Genomic DNA, 17,858 nt, shown 5'->3' on the forward strand with positions numbered 1-17,858 from the left:
TATACTCTTAGCAAAGAGGTGAGTAAAATGGAGCTAACACAGACAGAGTTCACTTTATGTCCTAAATTTGAAAAGACCTTTTCGATTTTAGGTAAAAAATGGAATGGGCTGATTATTGATGTATTGCTTGAAAATGGTCCGCAACGCTTTGTTGATCTCGCAGCTAAAATACCTATGGTGAGTGATCGGGTTTTAGTTGAACGATTAAAAGAACTTGAAAAAGAAAAAATCATCGCCAGAAACTTCTCATGTAAAGAGTCCAGCCGTTCAGAATATATGTTAACTGAAAAAGGAGCGGATCTTCAAAAGGCCATCGTTCAGTTACAGGTTTGGAGTGAAAAATGGGTGACAGAAGAAGAATGCAGTTGATTTTGGAAGTGAAATCTTGTAAACTGGCATTAGATGAATAGCTAAAGAACGTTGACGAAAAAGAGTAGTTTGGCTAAACCAGTCCAGGGAGATCTGTCATAGACTGTAAGCAGATCCTGAGTTTGAAAAATGAAGTTCACTTTCTGAGTTCGTCTGATTTATTCAGACCGGCAAATGTCGTTAAAAAAGTAAGTGTACGGTTTTGACCGTAAATTAGGATGGTAACGCGAAGACCTCGTTCCTTTGTAGGAATGAGGTCTTTTTTGTATTTGAATTTGAAGGAGGAAATAGGGAATGTCTCTACAAGCCCAATTAGAAAGCTTGAAAGAAGCCACAATCGTTAAAATAGCGACAGCACGCGATTTAAAAGAATTAAATCAAATTCGTGTAGAAACTTTAGGAAAAAAAGGACCAATCACCGAAGTTTTACGGGGAATGAAGGATCTAAGTCCTGAAGAACGTCCGAAAGTTGGTAGTTTTGCCAATGAGATTCGTGATCTGTTGACAGCAGAAATTGAACGTAAAAAGCAAGCGTTAGAAGAAGCGGCACTTGCAGCAGCTTTAAGCAAAGAAACAATTGATGTGACCTTGCCAGGACGTCAAGTCAAACAAGGAAACCGCCACATCTTGACACAAATCATGGAAGAAATCGAAGACATCTTTGTCGGAATGGGCTACCAAATTGTTGAAGGGTATGAGGTGGAGTCTGATCATTATAATTTTGAGCGAATGAACTTACCAAAAGACCACCCAGCTCGTGATATGCAAGATACTTTTTATATTTCAGAAGAGATCTTGATTCGTACGCATACCTCACCAGTACAAGCACGTACGATGGAAAAACATGACTTTTCAAAAGGTGCACTTCGAATGATCTCACCTGGGAAAGTATTCCGTCGTGATACGGATGATGCTACTCATAGCCACCAATTCCATCAAATCGAAGGATTAGTGATCGATGAAAATATTACGATGGGTGACTTAAAAGGCACTTTAGAAGTCGTAATGAAGAAGATGTTTGGTGAAGAACGTGAAATTCGACTACGTCCTAGTTATTTCCCGTTTACTGAACCTTCTGTTGAAGTGGATGTCAGCTGTTTCAAATGTGGTGGCGCTGGCTGTAATGTCTGCAAGCACACCGGTTGGATTGAAATCTTAGGAGCTGGGATGGTTCATCCAAATGTATTGAAAATGTCAGGTATCGATCCGGAAAAATACTCTGGTTTTGCTTTTGGCCTTGGCCCAGATCGAGTAGCAATGCTACGTTACGGTGTCAATGATATTCGTAATTTCTATCAAAATGACTTGCGTTTCTTAAGTCAGTTCAAAGGGGAGTAAAAAGCATGTTAGTTTCTTATAAATGGTTAAATAAATATCTTGATTTGTCAGCAGTTACGCCAAAAGAACTAGCTGATAAAATGTCAGTGACTGGGATCGAAGTGGAAGGAATCACGGTTCCTGAAGAAGGCTTAAAAAAAATCGTAGTCGGCGAAGTCAAGGAATGTGTGCCACATCCTGATTCCGATCATTTATCGATTTGCCAAGTGGATATCGGTGAAGAAGAACTTTCACAGATCGTTTGTGGCGCGCCTAACGTGAAGGCAGGGATCAAAGTCATCGTTGCTTTACCTAATTCACGGATCGCAGGGAATGTAAAAATCAAAAAAGGGAAAATGCGTGGTCAAGTTTCTAATGGGATGATTTGTGCCTTACAAGAAATTGGCTATCCAGATAGTGTCGTTCCCAAAGAATATGCTGAAGGAATCTACTATCTTCCACAAGAGGCAGTCAATGGAGAGCCCGTCTTTTCTTATTTAGACATGGACGATTCAATTATCGAGTTATCGATTACACCGAATCGCGCAGATGCTTTATCTATGCGAGGAGTAGCATATGAAGTGGGGGCGATTTATCGTCAAACACCTCATTTTGCAGAGGAAGAATTAGTAGAAGCAGCACGTCCGGCAAAAGACAAAATCAAGGTGACAGTCGAAGATCCAGAAGCTGTGCCTGCTTATCAAATTCGAATCATTGAAGGCGTAAAAATCCAATCTAGTCCACAATGGTTACAAAATATCTTGATGAATGAAGGGATTCGACCAATCAACAACGTAGTAGATATCACAAACTACATCTTACTGTTGTTTGGACAACCATTACATGCGTTTGATTATGATCGGCTAGGATCACAAGAAATCGTCGTCCGTCAGGCAAAAGCAACAGAAAAAATCGTTACGTTAGATGGCGAAACACGTGAGTTAACACCCGAAAATCTCGTGATCACTAATAGAGAACAACCAGTCGCTTTAGCAGGTGTGATGGGCGGCTTGGATTCTGAAATCACTGAGACAACGACTACGGTTGCTCTAGAAGCAGCTTTGTTTGATCCAATTTCGATCCGTCGAACAGCGAAACAATTCAATTTAAGAAGTGAATCTTCTGCTCGTTTTGAAAAAGGAATCAATCAAGCAACAGTTGCTGAAGCATGTGACGTTGCTGCTGCAATGATCGTTTCGTTAGCAGGCGGTGAGGTTCTTCAAGGTGCGGTTGCTGGTTCGACTTATCAAGTAGAAGACGTAACAGTAACGATCACTCTCTCACGAATCAATCATTATCTAGGAACTGACTTAACAGTTAAGGAAGTAAATGAGATTTTTGAAGCACTTGGCTTTGGCTATCAAAGTGAAGGGGAAACGTTCACCGTTACTGTTCCTCCTCGTCGCTGGGATATCAAGATTGAAGCGGATATTATTGAAGAAGTTGCTCGTATCTATGGCTATGATCGCTTGCCTTCCACATTACCAAGTGGAGAGACTGTTGCAGGAAGTTTGACCCAAGAGCAATCAACAACACGCAAGATCCGTACATTACTTGAAGACAGTGGTTTACATGAAGCCATCAGCTATGCTTTGACAACGGAAGAAAAATCTCGTCAATTTACAATCAAAGATTCCTTAGTTACACGTCTTGATTGGCCAATGAGCGAAGACCGTTCTGTCTTACGAATGAACTTGATCAGTGGGTTACTGGATAATGTGAACTATAACGTAGCTAGAAAAAATAGTGATGTCGCTTTTTATGAAGTCGGAAGAGTCTTCTATCAAGAAAACGATCCATTGACTCATTTGCCGCAGGAAGTGAAACATGTTGCTCTTGCATTGACAGGTACTTGGCAGGATAAAAGTTGGCAAACTCAAGCAGAAGTAGTTGACTTCTATACGATCAAAGGTCTTTTAGAAAACTTGTTTGAACAATTAGGAATAGCAACAGACATTTCTTATCAAGCGACTGATAGTTTGAAAGACATGCATCCAGGAAGAACAGCGGAAATCTATTTAGGTGAAACAGTGATTGGATTTGTTGGACAGGTTCATCCGAATACAGCTAAAGAATACGATGTTCCAGAAACCTATGTTGCAGAATTTGACTTGAGCTCAGTGATCGAAGCTGCTCAAAAAGGGATGACTTTCCATGCGGTGACAAAATTCCCTTCCGTTTCTCGTGACATTGCGATGTTAGTTGCAGAAACAGTAACCAATCAAGAAATCGTAACGGTTATCCAGTCTGCTGCAGGTAAGTTCTTAACAGACATCCAATTGTTTGATGTGTATCAAGGAAAAAATATCGAGGAAGGACATAAGTCAATGGCTTACAGTCTGACATTCGAGAATCCTGAAGCAACAATGACAGATGAAGAAATTAACCGATCAATGACTAAGATCGAAAAAGCACTAAGTGAAACAGTTGGTGCAAATATTCGTTAAACTGTAAAAAAAGACGCCCTCACAAAGAATGAGGACGTCTTTTTTATTCATTAACAAGCCAATCAGTTAAAATAATTGATTCCCATTGCAGTTTTGACTTCTGCTAGAGTTTGAGCAGCGACTTTCGCAGCTGCTTCACTACCGTCTCTTAGGATCGCCATCACAGCAGCTGGATCTTTCGCTAATTCTTCTCTTCTAGCACGAATTGGAGCAAACTCTTCTTCCAAAACATCAATCAAATAGCGTTTGATTTTCACATCACCTAGACCACCACGACGATAATGAGCTTTCATTTCTTCAATCGCATTTTTGTCTTTTCCAAACACATCAAGATAAGTGAACACCATATTGCCTTCGACTTGACCTGGATCTTCCACGTGGATGTGATTTGGGTCTGTGTACATACTCATTACTTTTTTCTTGACCACATCAGCAGGATCAGAAATATAGATGCCATTACCCAATGACTTGCTCATTTTTCCATTCCCATCGATGCCAGGCAAACGGCCCATTCCTTTTGGTGGGAAAACGCCTTTTGGTTCCACTAAGACGTCGCCATACGTGTGGTTGAAACTTTGAACTATTTCTTGTGTTTGTTCAAGCATTGGTTTTTGATCTTCACCAACAGGAACTAAATTCGCTTTGAAAGCTGTGATATCAGCAGCTTGCGATACAGGATAAATAAAGAATCCAGTTGGGACACCTTCACCAAATTTTTTCTGTTCGATTTCTGTTTTAACTGTAGGATTACGACGGACACGCCCGACGCTGACTAGGTTTAAATAGTACATAGTCAATTCAGCTAATTCTGGTATTTGCGATTGGATAAAAAGCGTTGATTTCGTAGGATCTAATCCAACAGCTAAATAGTCTAAAGCAACTTCAAGTACATTTGAAGAAACCTTCTCAGGGTTTTTAGCGTTATCGGTTAGGGCTTGCATATCTGCAATCATTACAAAAAGTTGATTGTTTTCATCTTTTTGCATTTCTACCCGTGTTTTGAGTGATCCTACATAATGCCCTAAATGTAACTTGCCAGTCGGGCGATCACCTGTTAGAATAATATTTTTCAAAAAAAACACCTCTTTACGATTTGTAAGACTAAGCACTTAATATCTTACCGTTTTTTGGAGGAAGAAACAACCGTTCTAAATCAAAAGACGAACAAAATGCAGAAAAATAGCAGATGTAAGAAGCAAAGGAGAAAAATAACGAAAGAAAGTTTCAAAGAAACTTTACAAAATACGTAAGTTTCAGATATAATATGTTCTATTATATATCTTTAAATGTTTTCTTACTAAATAATAATGGGAGTGTAATGATATGGCAATGATTAAATTTGATAACGTGGAAAAATACTACGGCAAATTCCATGCTTTGAAAAACATAAACCTCGAGTTTGAGAAAGGGGAAGTCGTCGTTGTCATTGGTCCTTCAGGTTCAGGTAAAAGTACAATGTTACGATGTATCAATGGATTAGAAACGATTTCTTCTGGAAGATTGTTAATCAATGATATCGACCTTCAGGACAAAAAAACAAAATTGACCGAAGTCAGAAAAAATGTTGGAATGGTTTTTCAGCATTTTAATCTATATCCTAATAAAACCGTTTTAGAAAACATTACACTTGCACCGATTAAAGTATTAAAGCAAGATCAAGCAAGTGCAGTGAAAAACGCGGAAAAATTCTTAGAAAAAGTCAACATGCTCGACAAAAAAGATTCTTATCCATCTATGTTATCTGGAGGACAACAACAGCGTGTGGCAATTGCCAGAGGTTTGGCGATGAATCCGGAAATGCTGTTATTTGACGAGCCTACATCTGCTTTAGATCCGGAAATGATCGGGGATGTACTTGATGTGATGAAAAAATTAGCTCGTGATGGGATGTCAATGATCGTCGTGACCCATGAAATGGGATTTGCAAAAGAAGTAGCAGATCGGGTTATTTTCATGGCGGATGGCCAAGTATTAGAAGATAGCCGCAATGTAAAAGACTTCTTTGAGAACCCTAAAGAACCTCGGGCACAACAATTTATTAGTAAAGTAATCAATCATTGATAGGAGGAATAAAATGCGTAAGAAAACAATGATTCGTTTGCTTTTCCTTTTGGGTCTGGTCTTTTTGATATTAGCAGGCTGCAAAGGAAAAAGTGTCGCTGAAGAAAATATTCTGGAACGAAGTAAGCAAAACAACACCATAACGTGGGGTGTAAAATACGATACTCGCTTATTTGGGATGATGGATATCAAAAGTAGTACGGTTCAAGGATTTGATATCGATATCGCTAAAGCGATTACGCAAGAGATTCTTGGAAAGGATGGGAAAGCAGAATTTGTGGAAGTTACCTCTAAAACACGGATTCCGCTATTAAAAAATGGAAATATTGATGCGATTATTGCGACAATGACCATTACAGATGAACGAAAAAAGCAAGTTGATTTTTCTGATGTTTATTTTGATGCCGGACAATCTTTATTAGTCAAAAAAGGAAGCCCGATTAAAAGCGTAGATGACTTAAATGCTGAAACAACTGTGCTTGCAGTCAAAGGATCAACTTCTGCAGTAAATATCCGAGAACATGCTCCAGATGCAAAAATTCTTGAACTAGAAAACTATGCCGAAGCGTTTACTGCTTTACAATCAGGACAAGGAGATGCTATGACGACCGATAATGCCATTTTGTTGGGAATGGCTGACGAGAACCCTGACTATACTTTAGCAGGTGGGACATTTACCAATGAACCTTATGGAATTGCGATCAATAAAGGACAAACAGAATTTTTGGATGCCGTAAATCAAGCGTTAAAAGAACTCATTGCTAACGGCACATATGATCAGATTTACCAAAAATGGTTCCCAGATACCACCCAAGGAAAAGTGAATTAAGGAGGGGAAAGAATGGCTGAGTTGCTGCAAACATATGGATCAACCTTCTTAGAAGGGTTTAAAATCACTATCTATTCAAGTGTGTTAGCTTTATTATTTAGTTTGATTATTGGAACACTGATGGCAATTTTTCAATTGTCAACGAACAAAGTGATCAGTGGACTAGCTAAAGCGTACGTGGAATTTTTTCGAAATATCCCATTGTTGATTATTGTGATGTTCTTTTATGTCGTCCTTCCGATCTATTGGATTAGTTTTGACGGCTTTCAAGCAGGGACGATCGGTTTGACGATCTATACTTCGGCATTTATTGCAGAAACCGTTCGTTCAGGGATTCAAACAGTGCCAAAAGGGCAAACAGAAGCGGGATTATCAGCTGGTTTGACCTATGCGCAAACGATGCGGTTTATTATTTTGCCGCAGGCTTTCAAGATCGTCGTACCACCATTAGGAAACCAATTTATTAATTTAGTAAAAAATTCATCGATTTTAGCTATCGTTGCTGGGTTAGATTTAATGTATCAAGGGGACTTAATTGCCAGTGAAACTTTCAACACTTTTGATACCTATATCATCGTGGGTCTTTTTTACTTAGTAATTACATTACCTTTGTCTTACTTGATGACATATTTAGAGAAAAAATGGGCAGTTCGTTCATAGGAAGGGAGAACAAAATGGATTTTAGTGGTGCTTTTTCATGGATGAATATCCGCTTCTTATTAGAAGGATTAAAAGTGACTGTGGAGGTTTCATTATTTTCAATCATCTTTAGTTTTTTGATTGGCGGGATTTGTGGTGTGGTTCGTTTTGCCAATATACCTTATCTTTCAAAAATACTAGGAATACTAATTGATATTATCAGAAATCTTCCATTGTTATTAATCATTTTCTTTACGTATTTTGCCTTACCACAAATCGGTATCCAAATGAATATTTTTTGGTCAGCCGTAGCAGCATTGACGATTTTTGAATCGGCTATGTTATCAGAAATTTTTCGAGCAGGGTTGAATGCCGTTCCTAAAGGACAAATGGAGGCTGGTCTTTCCACAGGATTGTCTTATGTAGAAACGATGAGAATCGTCGTTTTACCCCAAGCATTTAAATCAATGATCCCAGCAATCGTGAGTCAGCTGATTTCATTGATCAAGGATACATCATTAGCAGTGATCATTTCCTTACCTGAATTGACTCACCAAGCACGAATTGTTTACGGACAAAATACCAATTATGTATTGCCAATGTTTGTGGCAATGACATTGATGTATTTTGCTGTCTGCTATGCTTTATCCTTACTTTCTTCCTATTTAGAAAAAAGAAAGTACAGCTATTAGTCAAAAACTTAGCATGCTCGTTGTTCAATGAAAATTGTTCAGCGAGTATTTTTATTTGATTCGTCAATGTAAAACTTAGATCGTTTTTCTCTTCAACGATATTGTGAGAGAAAGTAGTCGTAGACAAAGATCAGCTTAAAAACATAGCTTACAGTTTTGTTCGTTCAGTTCATTTAAAAATATGGACTGTCTTGACAGTAGGAAGTATACTAAGTGTCGTTAGGTAAACGTATTGAAATGAGAGAATGCCTAACAGAGTTTGTGGTAACTATAATGGATAGATAGAGAAAGAGATGTTGTTAGATGGAAGAGATTATAAATGCTTTTCAAGCAAACCCGATATTTTCTACGGGATGTATTATTTTTATCATAGGTGTGTTAATTTTTTGTTTTGGAAGAAAATTATTTTTCGTTCGTTGGCTATTGGGAGATACCAGTATGTTCGGACAACTATTTTGGGGACTGATTTTATCAGGTATCGGACTAGCAATCATTGTCTATTATCGAATGTAATTGGACTAATTGTATACGAATGATCCATTGCTTGCGACAAACAGGAAATGGTAAAAAGAAAGAAGTTTCTGTAAGATTTTCTAGAAATTTAGTACATTTTTTGTGTAAGAGTTCGTTTATTTAGGAAAATGTCAAAAATGAATGAACAAATTGGTCGGTTAGAAAACCAGCTGTTCTGAACGACTGCTAAAGCAAAAAAGGGGAGCTTGCGTGAAGTAGAAGTACGATGTTCTAGTGGTCGATAGATCATTCAATCAACAATTTGTGACAAACAGAAGTGGATAAATTAAGAATCTTCAATTTTAATCTAGTATAGGCAGTCATCATCCATTCTCTATAAGTGGGTGATGACTGCTTTTTGACAGAATGGTTATCGGATAGTAACTCGAAAAACAACATGTTTAGTGATATCAGATGCCAAAAAATTCTTTCTGCAGAAATAAAAGTTACTTAGATACTCCTTTTTTCTGATAGTTTAACAAGGTAGTATATAACTTTTAAAGGAGAGAATAACATGCCAAATGATAAACAAAAAATAGCAGTAATACGGACAGGAAGTCAATATGCTATTGCTCTTCAACTAATCAAGGATCATAAGCTTGTGAGGGGAGAAGCTGATAGTTCGGAAAAGTTAGCAACATTAGGTAAAATTCTTTCTAACTATAAGAGAGATTCTGCAGAAGGGATTATCTCCTATCTTCCGCTTCTTCCAGAAGAGAAAAAACTGTTACGACAAAGGAACATCCAAATGAATAGTGATGATAGAATAGTAGTGGATGATAAAAATAAAACCTTTTATATTAACTACCTTAATCAAAAGTATGATTTAAGCAAAAAAGCAGTTTTGTCGAAAGAAACAAAACATGCACTAATTCAAGACCTTGATAAATTCTATTTCGATTCTTTGGACCTTAACAGGTTTACTTCCTTTATTTATGATTTAGATGTGATCGCTAGAAGAGATGTTCAGACACTCTTAAAGAAGCAAACGCCCAAGATAGAAAAATCAATAAAAAAGGCAAGAGAAGATATAGCGGTTGATCAAGTGAAAGAAAGATTTAAGATGAACAGACACTATACTGAAATTCCCCCAACACTAATGGTGCAATTTCAAGACGAGTTGAAAAAATCTGAATACATAAGCAAAAAGAGGCAAAAAATAGAAATTGAGAAATTAAAAAATGAATATAAGTCTCCAAGTAAACCAAATGAAAGACAGGAATATTTCAAGATGAGTGTAAAAGAATTTCTTGAAAAAGGAAGCTCAGAACAAAGAAGCCTTAATAAAAGAAAACGTGAGCAAGGAAAATCCGAGCAAGGAAGACTTACGAAAAAAAGAATTGAGCAATTAAAAACATCTGTACTACCAAAGTCACAGGCATATCTAAACAAAAAGGATCAATTTCAAAGATAGTGATCAATAAAACTCTAAAAATAATTACATAATAAATGAGTGTGGGATATTGATCTGATTAATATCCCACTTTTTATGGCTAAATTAAAACTGGGATTAAAAAATCAATGAAATATTATGAAAGGAATTGTTATGTATAGGAATACTCAAATATAATTTCATGATGCATTTTTCTTTGAAAATACTATTCTTGACCTTGTATTCTCAGAAATTAAAAGTAATAACCTAGAATTTTAATCAATTAAATGGTATTAAATTGCAAAATTTTCTTTTCTTGGAAATAAAAGTTTTCTTATGTATTTTTTTTTCTGATAAATTGATGAAGCAGTACATAAAATTTTAAAGGAGAGAATAACATGCCAAACATGGAACAGAAAAAAGAAACAAATCAAAAAATTGCAAATAATGAAAGCGAACGACCTCGAAATACTTTGTATAATCATGCTACTATAGCTTTTCAACTAATCGAAGAGTGTAAGCTTGAGGAGGGTGAACCTGTTAGTTTGGAAACATTAGCAGCAATAGGTGAATTTCTTTCTGAACTTAAAGATGATGTAGCAGAAGGGGTCATCCAACGACTTCCACTTCATCCAGATGAGAGCAAACTCATACAACCAAACAACCTAATAGAGACCCAAAATACAATAGAAGTAACTAGCCAAAATAAAACTTTTTATATTGACTACCTTAAGACAAGGCATAAGATTCACTCAGATACACGTTTGCCGAAGGAAACAAAAGATGCACTAATTGGAGACCTTAATAAATTTAAGTTTAATCCCTTGACTCCTGATACGTGTATAGCATTTATTCATGATCTAAAAATAATCGCTGAACAGGACGCTAAGGAACTTATAGAAAATCAAACCTCAAGAGTGGAAAAATTAATTGAAGAAAGAAAAGAAAATGAAGCGGTTAAGCAAGCGATAGCAAGTTTTATGAAGAATAGACACTTTACTAAACTTAACCCCACCATATTAAAGCAATTCATAGATGAGTTGGAGAATAGACCAAGAATAAGCCGAGAGAGACGAGAAAAAGAAATTGAGAAGTTTAACCCGTTACATAGATAACAATCAATAAACTCTAAAAATGATTACATGATAAATGAGTGTGGGATATTAATCAGAAAAAATTTGATTAATATCCCACTTTTTATGGCTAAATGAAAACTGGGACAGAAGAATCACTTCTGATTCTATACCCTCAAAAAAAGTTAGACAAAAATAATCAGAGGGCTGATAAAATAAGGATTCTCACGTCATTTATTTTTTATATCTGTCATCAAGCGTCTTACTGTATAGCGGAAACAGTATCCGTTGAAATGCGGGAAAGAGAATCAAATAAAAAAAGAAATTACCTATACCATGGGCGAGATCAAAAGGAAGTCCTTGAAAATAGTAAGCCCAAAAAGAGGGAAGTTGATAGATGAAAGTTTCAATTCGTGAAACAATCAAACCGTAAATTAATCCACAAATAAAGCTCAAAATTGCTTGAATAGTCACATGCTTAGCGACTATAGGTAACTGATTCATCCAATGAAAAAACAAAACAATCCCGCTGAAGGCGAGCATTTGACTGATTGTCCAAGTCCCTAATCCTAAATATAGATTAGTGATGAATAAGCTCAATATGGAGACGATTAAAGCATCTGTTAAAGAACCAAATGCCGCAAGTAGTAAAAGAATTGCTGTCATAGGTTGAATATTTGGTAACCAAGCAAAAAAAAGTCTGCCTACGACACAGGCAGCAATTAATAATGACAAATAAGCAAATTTGTGAATCGTAAAGTAAGGTTTTTGTTTAAATGTGTTCATCTTTTGAGGCTGCTCCTTCACTGATAATAGTTCTCATTATATCATAAATTTTTTTTATTACAAGATTGAAAAACACATTATGTAGTGTGATAATAATTAACAGACACTATATATAGTGTTTTTTATGATAAGGTGGCGATGGAATGGGAATTTATTCAAAAAAATATATAGAAAAACTTAATCAGGATATACGGAATTATCCAGAGGTCAAACCTATTGATCCACAAATGAAACTGACATTTGAAGGGATTTCACGCTTGGTCATGTTGGATCGATATACTTACAAAGATCCACATAATCAGACGTTAACCATAGGTGATCTAGTCGTCTTGACGGTACATGCGGATCCACAATACCCGGCTCGTGGAATTGGAACGATCATTCAGCACTCTGGAGACGATTTAACGATCGAAGTGGAAGAGGAATTTTGCTCCTCTTTGACTGATCCTGAAGAAATAGCTCGTGGATTCGTTAAAAGAAACAAAAGTGAAGTTGAAAAACCTTTAGAGCTGTATTATGAACAAATTGCTGCTCGAGTTGCTTTCGGAATTAGTCAAGTCGAGGGCGATAGAAAAGCTGAATTTTTTGAAGATTTTTACAAACAATTGACTGAACAAAATTTGATTCCTGCAGGAAGGGTGTTATATGGTGCTGGTACGCAATCAGAAGTCACATACTTTAATTGTTTTGTCATGCCATTTATTCAAGATTCTCGTTCTGGTTTAGCAAAACACCGAGAAGAAGTCATGGAAATCATGAGTCGTGGTGGTGGAGTAGGAACGAATGGCTCAACCTTGAGACCAAAATCAGCTGTCGTACATGGCGTAAATGGAAAATCTTCTGGTGCTGTTTCTTGGCTCAATGATTTAGCTAATCTCACCCATTTAGTCGAGCAAGGAGGAAGTCGCAGAGGGGCGCAAATGATCATGCTCAATGATTGGCACCCAGATATTTTTGAATTTATTATTTCAAAAATCCAGAATCCGTTGATCCTGCAACAGTTGATAACTACAAGTCAAAATCCCCTAATCAAACAATTAGCAAGCGAGAAACTAGCTTTTTCTCCTTTAACTCAAGAAGAAAGGGAGCTATTTGAAGTCTTGGTTAAGGAAGAGGGGCTTTTGCAATTTGCAGAACATGCTTTCATCAAAGAGGCTAAGCAAAAATTAAAAATGGGTGGAAGTTATAGTGTCAAAGATCCTGACTTCTTAACAGGGGCGAATATTTCAATCTGTCTGACAAAGGAATTCATGGCAGCTGTCGCACAAGATAAGACCTATGATTTGCGTTTTCCTGCTATTGACGAGTATACAGAAATAGAAATGGCTGATTATGATCAACATTGGGCTGAAATCGGTGATGTTCGTGAGTGGGAAGCGACAGGACGTAAAGTGAAAGTTCATCAAACAATTCGAGCCAGAGAGCTTTGGGAATTGATCACTTACTGTGCTACTTATTCTGCGGAACCAGGGATCTTTTTTATTGATAACGCCAATGAGATGACTAATGCTGCTGCCTATGGACAAAAAGTCGTTGCAACAAATCCTTGTGGAGAACAGCCATTGACACCGTATGCGGTATGTAATCTTGCAGCTATCAATTTAGCGAATATGGTAGATGAGCACCAAGAAATCGATTTTCAAAAAGTTGCAGAAGTGGTTAGAACCAGTGTACGTTTCCAAGATAATGTTATTGATGCGACCCCTTATTTTTTTGACAAGAATGAGCAACAAGCAAAAGGGGAACGTCGTATTGGTTTAGGGGTGATGGGCTTAGCCGACTTATTGATCTATTGCGGCAAAACGTATGGCTCTAAAGAAGGAAATGCGTTAGTCGATCAATTGTTTGAAACGATTGCCGTTACAGCTTATCAAACGTCGATCGAATTGGCAAAAGAAAAAGGAAGTTTTCCTTATTTAGTTGGTAAGAACGAAGAAGAAACACGACAATTACGTGAGCGTTTTATCCATTCTGGGTATATGAAAAAGATGCCAGAACATATTAGGCAAGGTGTCTTAACTTATGGAATCCGTAATTCACACTTATTAACCGTTGCACCAACTGGCTCGACAGGTACGATGACTGGTGTTTCCACGGGATTGGAACCTTATTTCTCTTTTTCCTACTTTAGAAGCGGTCGCTTAGGAAAATTCATTGAAGTACACGCTGAAATCGTTGACGAATATCTAGCGAAACATCCAGAGGCAGATGCCTCAGAGTTACCGGAATACTTTGTCTCAGCAATGGAGCTTTCACCAGAAGCTCACGTGGATGTCCAATGTACGATCCAACGATGGGTTGATAGCTCCATTTCCAAAACAGTCAACGCACCTAAGGGATATCGTGTTAAAGAAGTAGCTGATATTTACGAACGACTTTATCAAGGTGGGGCAAAAGGCGGTACGGTATATGTTGACGGTAGCCGAGATTCACAAGTCCTGACTTTATCAGCGGAAGAAAATAGTTTTACCGATGAGCTAGTAACATCAGAGGTACACCCAGATGTTTTGCTAACAGAAGCTTCAAACGACTCAGCAACGAGTGAAGAGCGCTGTCCGATTTGTCATGAAGGTACAATTGAAGAAATCGGAGGTTGCAGTACTTGCACCCATTGTAAAGTACAACTAAAGTGTGGATTATAAGTTTAAAAAGGAGCATGGTACCATGAAAATCTATACTAAAAGTGGTGATGCTGGGATGACTAGTATTATCGGAGGACAACGGCTAGCTAAGTCAGCTTCTCGTGTTAGAGCTTATGGAAGTGTGGATGAAATCAACTCTTGGGTAGGAACGATCGTTGCAGAATTAGATCCTGATAAATTTGCACTTTTGATCGAACAATTAATCCAACTTCAACGATTACTATTTGATATCGGAACAGATTTTGCCACACCAACGGAAGTCAAAGAACGGATCGTGACTAAAAAAGATTTGGAGAAAATGGAAGAAATGATTGATTTTTATCAAGAAAAACTACCGGTGATCGACAAATTTATTTTGCCTAGTGGACATCCAGTAGCAGGGCATTTCCATCTTGCCCGAACAGTGACCCGAAGAGCGGAACGTGAAATCACTGAATTGATTTTGGAAGAAACAGAAACGAATCAAATGAGCTATAAACTGATTAATCGGTTATCGGATCTCTTTTTTGTCTTGGCACGTTATGTCAATGTGGTTTATCATATTAAAGAACCATTCTATGAGCGAGCTGGGAAAGTATTCCATTAATTATTATCAGACCTTACTGTTTGAATTAAAATCTAACTGTCTAAGAATCATATCTATAATGTTTAAAGTGATAACTTAAGTTAATTCTTTTTACAAATTAATAAATAGGAGTGTTTTTTTTGAAGAAATTTATAGTATTATTAGCTGCTTTATCAAGTATGATCGTTATGACTGGTTGTCAATCACCTACCACGACAGAACAATCAAGCGCTCAATCACAAGCCACTACAAAAAAAGTGACCATCACTTTGCAAGAAGAGGGAAAAGAACTATCGGCAAAAAACGTTACTTACCAACCAAATCAGACCTTGTTGGAATTACTAAAAAAACAGTTTTCAGTGAAAGAAGACAATGGTTTTGTGACGGCAATTGATGGGCATGCACAAGACAAAGATAAAGGATTATATTGGACGTTCACAATCAACGGCAAAATGGCGGAAAAAGGAGCAAATGATATTAAATTATCACCTAACGATCAGATAGTGTTCAATTTAGCAACATTCAAGTAAGAGTGTAACAGTTCAAAAATTAACTTGAGCGTGCGGTCAAAGTATTCGTATGAACAAGCTGAAAAAACGAAAAGCAGTTATTCTGATTTTCGTTTTTTTTTTGATTAGTTTTAATATATGTTAAAAAAAGGTTTTTGGTCAATAAGAACTGATAAGTTGCGCAAAATTAAATCTGGGTCAGAATGTACCTCATGCTATCTCAGCTTTTTTGTTCTTTCACATTGTCTCATAAATTGATCAAAAAGCTTCTAATTTTCATGTTGATATTGATTTGAATTTGCAGGCTACATGTTCTTCTGTTTTTATAAAGTAATACTATTTTTGCAAATCACCGCACGTGGATGCCAAATATTCAAAAAATTATTTTTAAAGAAATAGTTAGGTATAGCAGTACCTAAATAAAATTCTGTTGATGTAGAATCCTTTGAGAATACTATTTATGACCAAATATTCCCAGAGATTAAAAACGATAATCTAGATTTTGAATAAATGCAATAGTATTAAATCCCAAGAATTTCTTTGTTTAGAAATAAAAATTTTGATGTCCTTTTTTTTCTGATAAATTTATAAAGCGTATATAAAATCTCAAAGGAGAAAACAGCATGCCAGACAAGGAACAGAATATAAATAAAAACAATGAAGAGAAAGTTAGCATACAGTCCCAAGATCAGCGTGGTTTTTTTTATAGACTATTCAATAAGTATAAATTTACGAAAAAGAAACGTACTGATCTGGAAACATCAGCAGCATTGGATAAAGATCTTTCTAAAGATCATCAAGCTTCAACTGAAGAAATTCCCTCCTATCTAAAATCTCTTCTAGAAGAGAAAAATCTGTTAAAACAAAGAAATATAGAAATAAATAGTAATAATAGAACCTTTTTTATTAACTATCTTAATGAAAAACATAGACTTAATTCAAACATGCCTTTGTCGGAAGAAACGAAAGCTGCACTAATTGAAGACCTTGATAAATTCTATTATATTCCTTTAAAAACTAGTACGTGTCATAACTTTATTTTCGATCTGAATATAACTAGAAGGGAATTAACTAGGCTTAAAGATGATCAATTTCTAAAGGTGAATGAATTAATAGCGCAGCTAACAGATGATGCTACTATAGCTATTACAAATAAATACCAACTTTTAGAGAACCACACTGTCTCCGAAGAAAAACTAGAGGCAATAGCAAATGAGGTCATGGATTTAAATCTTGATGAGGAAATGAAAAGGGCGGTTATAGCTAAACTTGAACTATTAAAAGAAGATCGAGCCACTCTTCGGAAAATATACAGAAAAAAACAAGACACATTGAAAACACAGGAAAGTAAGACAGATGCTAATTTAAAAGAGATTACAAATCTTGTCATGAGAATAGAAGAAAAAGAAGCACTTCGGGATATAATCAGAGAAAGAGCGAAACAACAAACAGATAAAAAACAAGAAAATGAAGCAGACATTAAAATAAATGGGAAGACTATAGCTGAAGTAGTGGATGACAACGCGCTTTTGTTATCTCGAGCAATGAACACTGCATTAGCACTTAAAGAGAACCAAAAGGTAGAACCCAAAATGCTATCTACGATGGCGGAATTTATTGGTAGCAGAAAACTTAATGAAATAAATAGACGCAATATACCTTATATGCTTACTCTCACTAACGAAGATAAAAAAGAGCTTAATGAAATAATCAATGGAAAAACAACTTTGCTAAGTAAGCTTCCCGAACTAGATAGAACAAACCCAAATCCAATAGATCAAGTTCCATTACCATTGAATCAAAGACTAAGTAATCGAGGATCGGAACAAAATACTCTACCAAAACCAAACAAAAATATAAAACAAATGAATTCTTTATCTCAAGGGTCAGCTGAAGTTAGTCGATAAACCATAATTGCTCAGAGACTGGGACAAAACTTGTCTCAGTCTCTTCTAGTATCTCTAAAACGAATCGCAATCATTCATGATAAGTGTAGATAAAGAGCAATCTTCATCTGCTAAAAACAACTAACTTAAGATCATTA

At 36.5% G+C, this 17,858-nt stretch carries 16 protein-coding genes and 1 other annotated feature; of the genes, 14 read left to right on the forward strand and 2 right to left on the reverse strand.

The features are described from left to right. The first annotated feature begins 27 nt into the window (after nucleotides 1-27). From IGK91_RS05610 to pheT, 3 genes are all read left to right on the forward strand, one after another. Nucleotides 28-369 (forward strand): winged helix-turn-helix transcriptional regulator, encoded by a 342-nt coding sequence (locus tag IGK91_RS05610; RefSeq protein ID WP_010719304.1) that lies wholly within the window; start codon nucleotides 28-30, stop codon nucleotides 367-369. A 42-nt stretch (nucleotides 370-411) separates the two neighbouring features. Beyond that, nucleotides 412-615: a binding site (T-box leader), on the forward strand. Nucleotides 616-663: 48 nt separating this feature from the next. Further along, nucleotides 664-1,707 carry a phenylalanine--tRNA ligase subunit alpha gene (pheS, locus tag IGK91_RS05615; RefSeq protein ID WP_034866648.1) on the forward strand — a complete coding sequence of 348 codons (1,044 nt, stop codon included), beginning with the start codon at nucleotides 664-666 and terminating at the stop codon, nucleotides 1,705-1,707. Nucleotides 1,708-1,712: 5 nt separating this feature from the next. After that, nucleotides 1,713-4,133: a phenylalanine--tRNA ligase subunit beta gene (gene pheT / locus IGK91_RS05620; protein ID WP_181934248.1), complete on the forward strand. Its 2,421-nt coding sequence runs from the start codon at nucleotides 1,713-1,715 to the stop codon at nucleotides 4,131-4,133. Between the two features lie 62 nt (nucleotides 4,134-4,195). Here the strand turns inward: pheT and trpS are convergent, their stop codons facing one another. Next, on the reverse strand, nucleotides 4,196-5,206 hold the full coding sequence (trpS, locus tag IGK91_RS05625) for a tryptophan--tRNA ligase (protein ID WP_010719301.1): 1,011 nt from the start codon (nucleotides 5,204-5,206) through the stop codon (nucleotides 4,196-4,198). 250 nt (nucleotides 5,207-5,456) lie between these two features. Between trpS and IGK91_RS05630 the strand changes: the two genes are divergently transcribed. From IGK91_RS05630 to IGK91_RS05660, 7 genes are all read left to right on the forward strand, one after another. Next, nucleotides 5,457-6,194, forward strand: coding sequence for an amino acid ABC transporter ATP-binding protein (locus IGK91_RS05630; protein WP_010719300.1), 738 nt, complete (start codon nucleotides 5,457-5,459; stop codon nucleotides 6,192-6,194). Nucleotides 6,195-6,207: 13 nt separating this feature from the next. Next, complete coding sequence (locus tag IGK91_RS05635; RefSeq protein ID WP_010719299.1) at nucleotides 6,208-7,023, forward strand: transporter substrate-binding domain-containing protein; 816 nt, start codon at nucleotides 6,208-6,210, stop codon at nucleotides 7,021-7,023. 12 nt (nucleotides 7,024-7,035) lie between these two features. Beyond that, nucleotides 7,036-7,683 (forward strand): amino acid ABC transporter permease, encoded by a 648-nt coding sequence (locus IGK91_RS05640; RefSeq protein WP_010719298.1) that lies wholly within the window; start codon nucleotides 7,036-7,038, stop codon nucleotides 7,681-7,683. 14 nt (nucleotides 7,684-7,697) lie between these two features. After that, entirely contained in the window at nucleotides 7,698-8,354 is a 657-nt protein-coding gene (locus IGK91_RS05645) for an amino acid ABC transporter permease (RefSeq protein WP_010737486.1), read from the forward strand. A 303-nt stretch (nucleotides 8,355-8,657) separates the two neighbouring features. Beyond that, a complete protein-coding gene (locus tag IGK91_RS05650) occupies nucleotides 8,658-8,867 on the forward strand; it encodes a hypothetical protein (protein WP_010737487.1) in 210 nt (69 codons plus the stop codon). A gap of 514 nt (nucleotides 8,868-9,381) precedes the next feature. Continuing rightward, nucleotides 9,382-10,281, forward strand: coding sequence for a hypothetical protein (locus tag IGK91_RS05655; RefSeq protein ID WP_181934249.1), 900 nt, complete (start codon nucleotides 9,382-9,384; stop codon nucleotides 10,279-10,281). Between the two features lie 356 nt (nucleotides 10,282-10,637). Then, the gene (locus tag IGK91_RS05660; RefSeq protein WP_325810268.1) at nucleotides 10,638-11,354 is read left to right on the forward strand and encodes a hypothetical protein; all 717 of its coding nucleotides are present in this window, start codon (nucleotides 10,638-10,640) and stop codon (nucleotides 11,352-11,354) included. Between the two features lie 192 nt (nucleotides 11,355-11,546). Here IGK91_RS05660 and IGK91_RS05665 read toward each other — a convergent pair whose 3' ends face one another. Next, on the reverse strand, nucleotides 11,547-12,098 hold the full coding sequence (locus IGK91_RS05665; protein WP_010737490.1) for a DUF6580 family putative transport protein: 552 nt from the start codon (nucleotides 12,096-12,098) through the stop codon (nucleotides 11,547-11,549). Nucleotides 12,099-12,241: 143 nt separating this feature from the next. Here IGK91_RS05665 and IGK91_RS05670 point away from each other — a divergent pair, with 143 nt between their 5' ends. The 4 genes from IGK91_RS05670 to IGK91_RS05685 all read left to right on the forward strand — a co-directional run bounded on the left by IGK91_RS05670 (nucleotide 12,242) and on the right by IGK91_RS05685 (nucleotide 17,721). Continuing rightward, entirely contained in the window at nucleotides 12,242-14,740 is a 2,499-nt protein-coding gene (locus IGK91_RS05670; protein ID WP_181934251.1) for a vitamin B12-dependent ribonucleotide reductase, read from the forward strand. A gap of 22 nt (nucleotides 14,741-14,762) precedes the next feature. Next, a complete protein-coding gene (locus tag IGK91_RS05675) occupies nucleotides 14,763-15,326 on the forward strand; it encodes a cob(I)yrinic acid a,c-diamide adenosyltransferase (RefSeq protein WP_010737492.1) in 564 nt (187 codons plus the stop codon). Between the two features lie 110 nt (nucleotides 15,327-15,436). Continuing rightward, complete coding sequence (locus IGK91_RS05680; protein WP_223603268.1) at nucleotides 15,437-15,835, forward strand: DUF4430 domain-containing protein; 399 nt, start codon at nucleotides 15,437-15,439, stop codon at nucleotides 15,833-15,835. A gap of 602 nt (nucleotides 15,836-16,437) precedes the next feature. Further along, nucleotides 16,438-17,721, forward strand: a complete 1,284-nt coding sequence (locus IGK91_RS05685) for a hypothetical protein (protein ID WP_104325111.1) — start codon at nucleotides 16,438-16,440, stop codon at nucleotides 17,719-17,721. Nucleotides 17,722-17,858: the final 137 nt, after the last annotated feature.

It is taken from the genome of Enterococcus sp. DIV1208 (genome assembly GCF_050530455.1).
In the GTDB taxonomy this organism is placed as follows: domain Bacteria; phylum Bacillota; class Bacilli; order Lactobacillales; family Enterococcaceae; genus Enterococcus_B; species Enterococcus_B hirae.

Excerpts from the sequence above, each read along its gene's own strand:
- IGK91_RS05610 (WP_010719304.1), top strand. The coding sequence starts at position 28 with ATGGAGCTAACACAGACAGAGTTCACTTTATGTCCTAAATTTGAAAAG.
- pheS (WP_034866648.1), top strand. The coding sequence starts at position 664 with ATGTCTCTACAAGCCCAATTAGAAAGCTTGAAAGAAGCCACAATCGTT.
- pheT (WP_181934248.1), top strand. The coding sequence starts at position 1,713 with ATGTTAGTTTCTTATAAATGGTTAAATAAATATCTTGATTTGTCAGCA.
- IGK91_RS05630 (WP_010719300.1), top strand. The coding sequence starts at position 5,457 with ATGGCAATGATTAAATTTGATAACGTGGAAAAATACTACGGCAAATTC.
- IGK91_RS05635 (WP_010719299.1), top strand. The coding sequence starts at position 6,208 with ATGCGTAAGAAAACAATGATTCGTTTGCTTTTCCTTTTGGGTCTGGTC.
- IGK91_RS05640 (WP_010719298.1), top strand. The coding sequence starts at position 7,036 with ATGGCTGAGTTGCTGCAAACATATGGATCAACCTTCTTAGAAGGGTTT.
- IGK91_RS05645 (WP_010737486.1), top strand. The coding sequence starts at position 7,698 with ATGGATTTTAGTGGTGCTTTTTCATGGATGAATATCCGCTTCTTATTA.
- IGK91_RS05650 (WP_010737487.1), top strand. The coding sequence starts at position 8,658 with ATGGAAGAGATTATAAATGCTTTTCAAGCAAACCCGATATTTTCTACG.
- IGK91_RS05655 (WP_181934249.1), top strand. The coding sequence starts at position 9,382 with ATGCCAAATGATAAACAAAAAATAGCAGTAATACGGACAGGAAGTCAA.
- IGK91_RS05660 (WP_325810268.1), top strand. The coding sequence starts at position 10,638 with ATGCCAAACATGGAACAGAAAAAAGAAACAAATCAAAAAATTGCAAAT.
- IGK91_RS05665 (WP_010737490.1), bottom strand. The coding sequence starts at position 12,098 with ATGAACACATTTAAACAAAAACCTTACTTTACGATTCACAAATTTGCT.
- IGK91_RS05670 (WP_181934251.1), top strand. The coding sequence starts at position 12,242 with ATGGGAATTTATTCAAAAAAATATATAGAAAAACTTAATCAGGATATA.
- IGK91_RS05675 (WP_010737492.1), top strand. The coding sequence starts at position 14,763 with ATGAAAATCTATACTAAAAGTGGTGATGCTGGGATGACTAGTATTATC.
- IGK91_RS05685 (WP_104325111.1), top strand. The coding sequence starts at position 16,438 with ATGCCAGACAAGGAACAGAATATAAATAAAAACAATGAAGAGAAAGTT.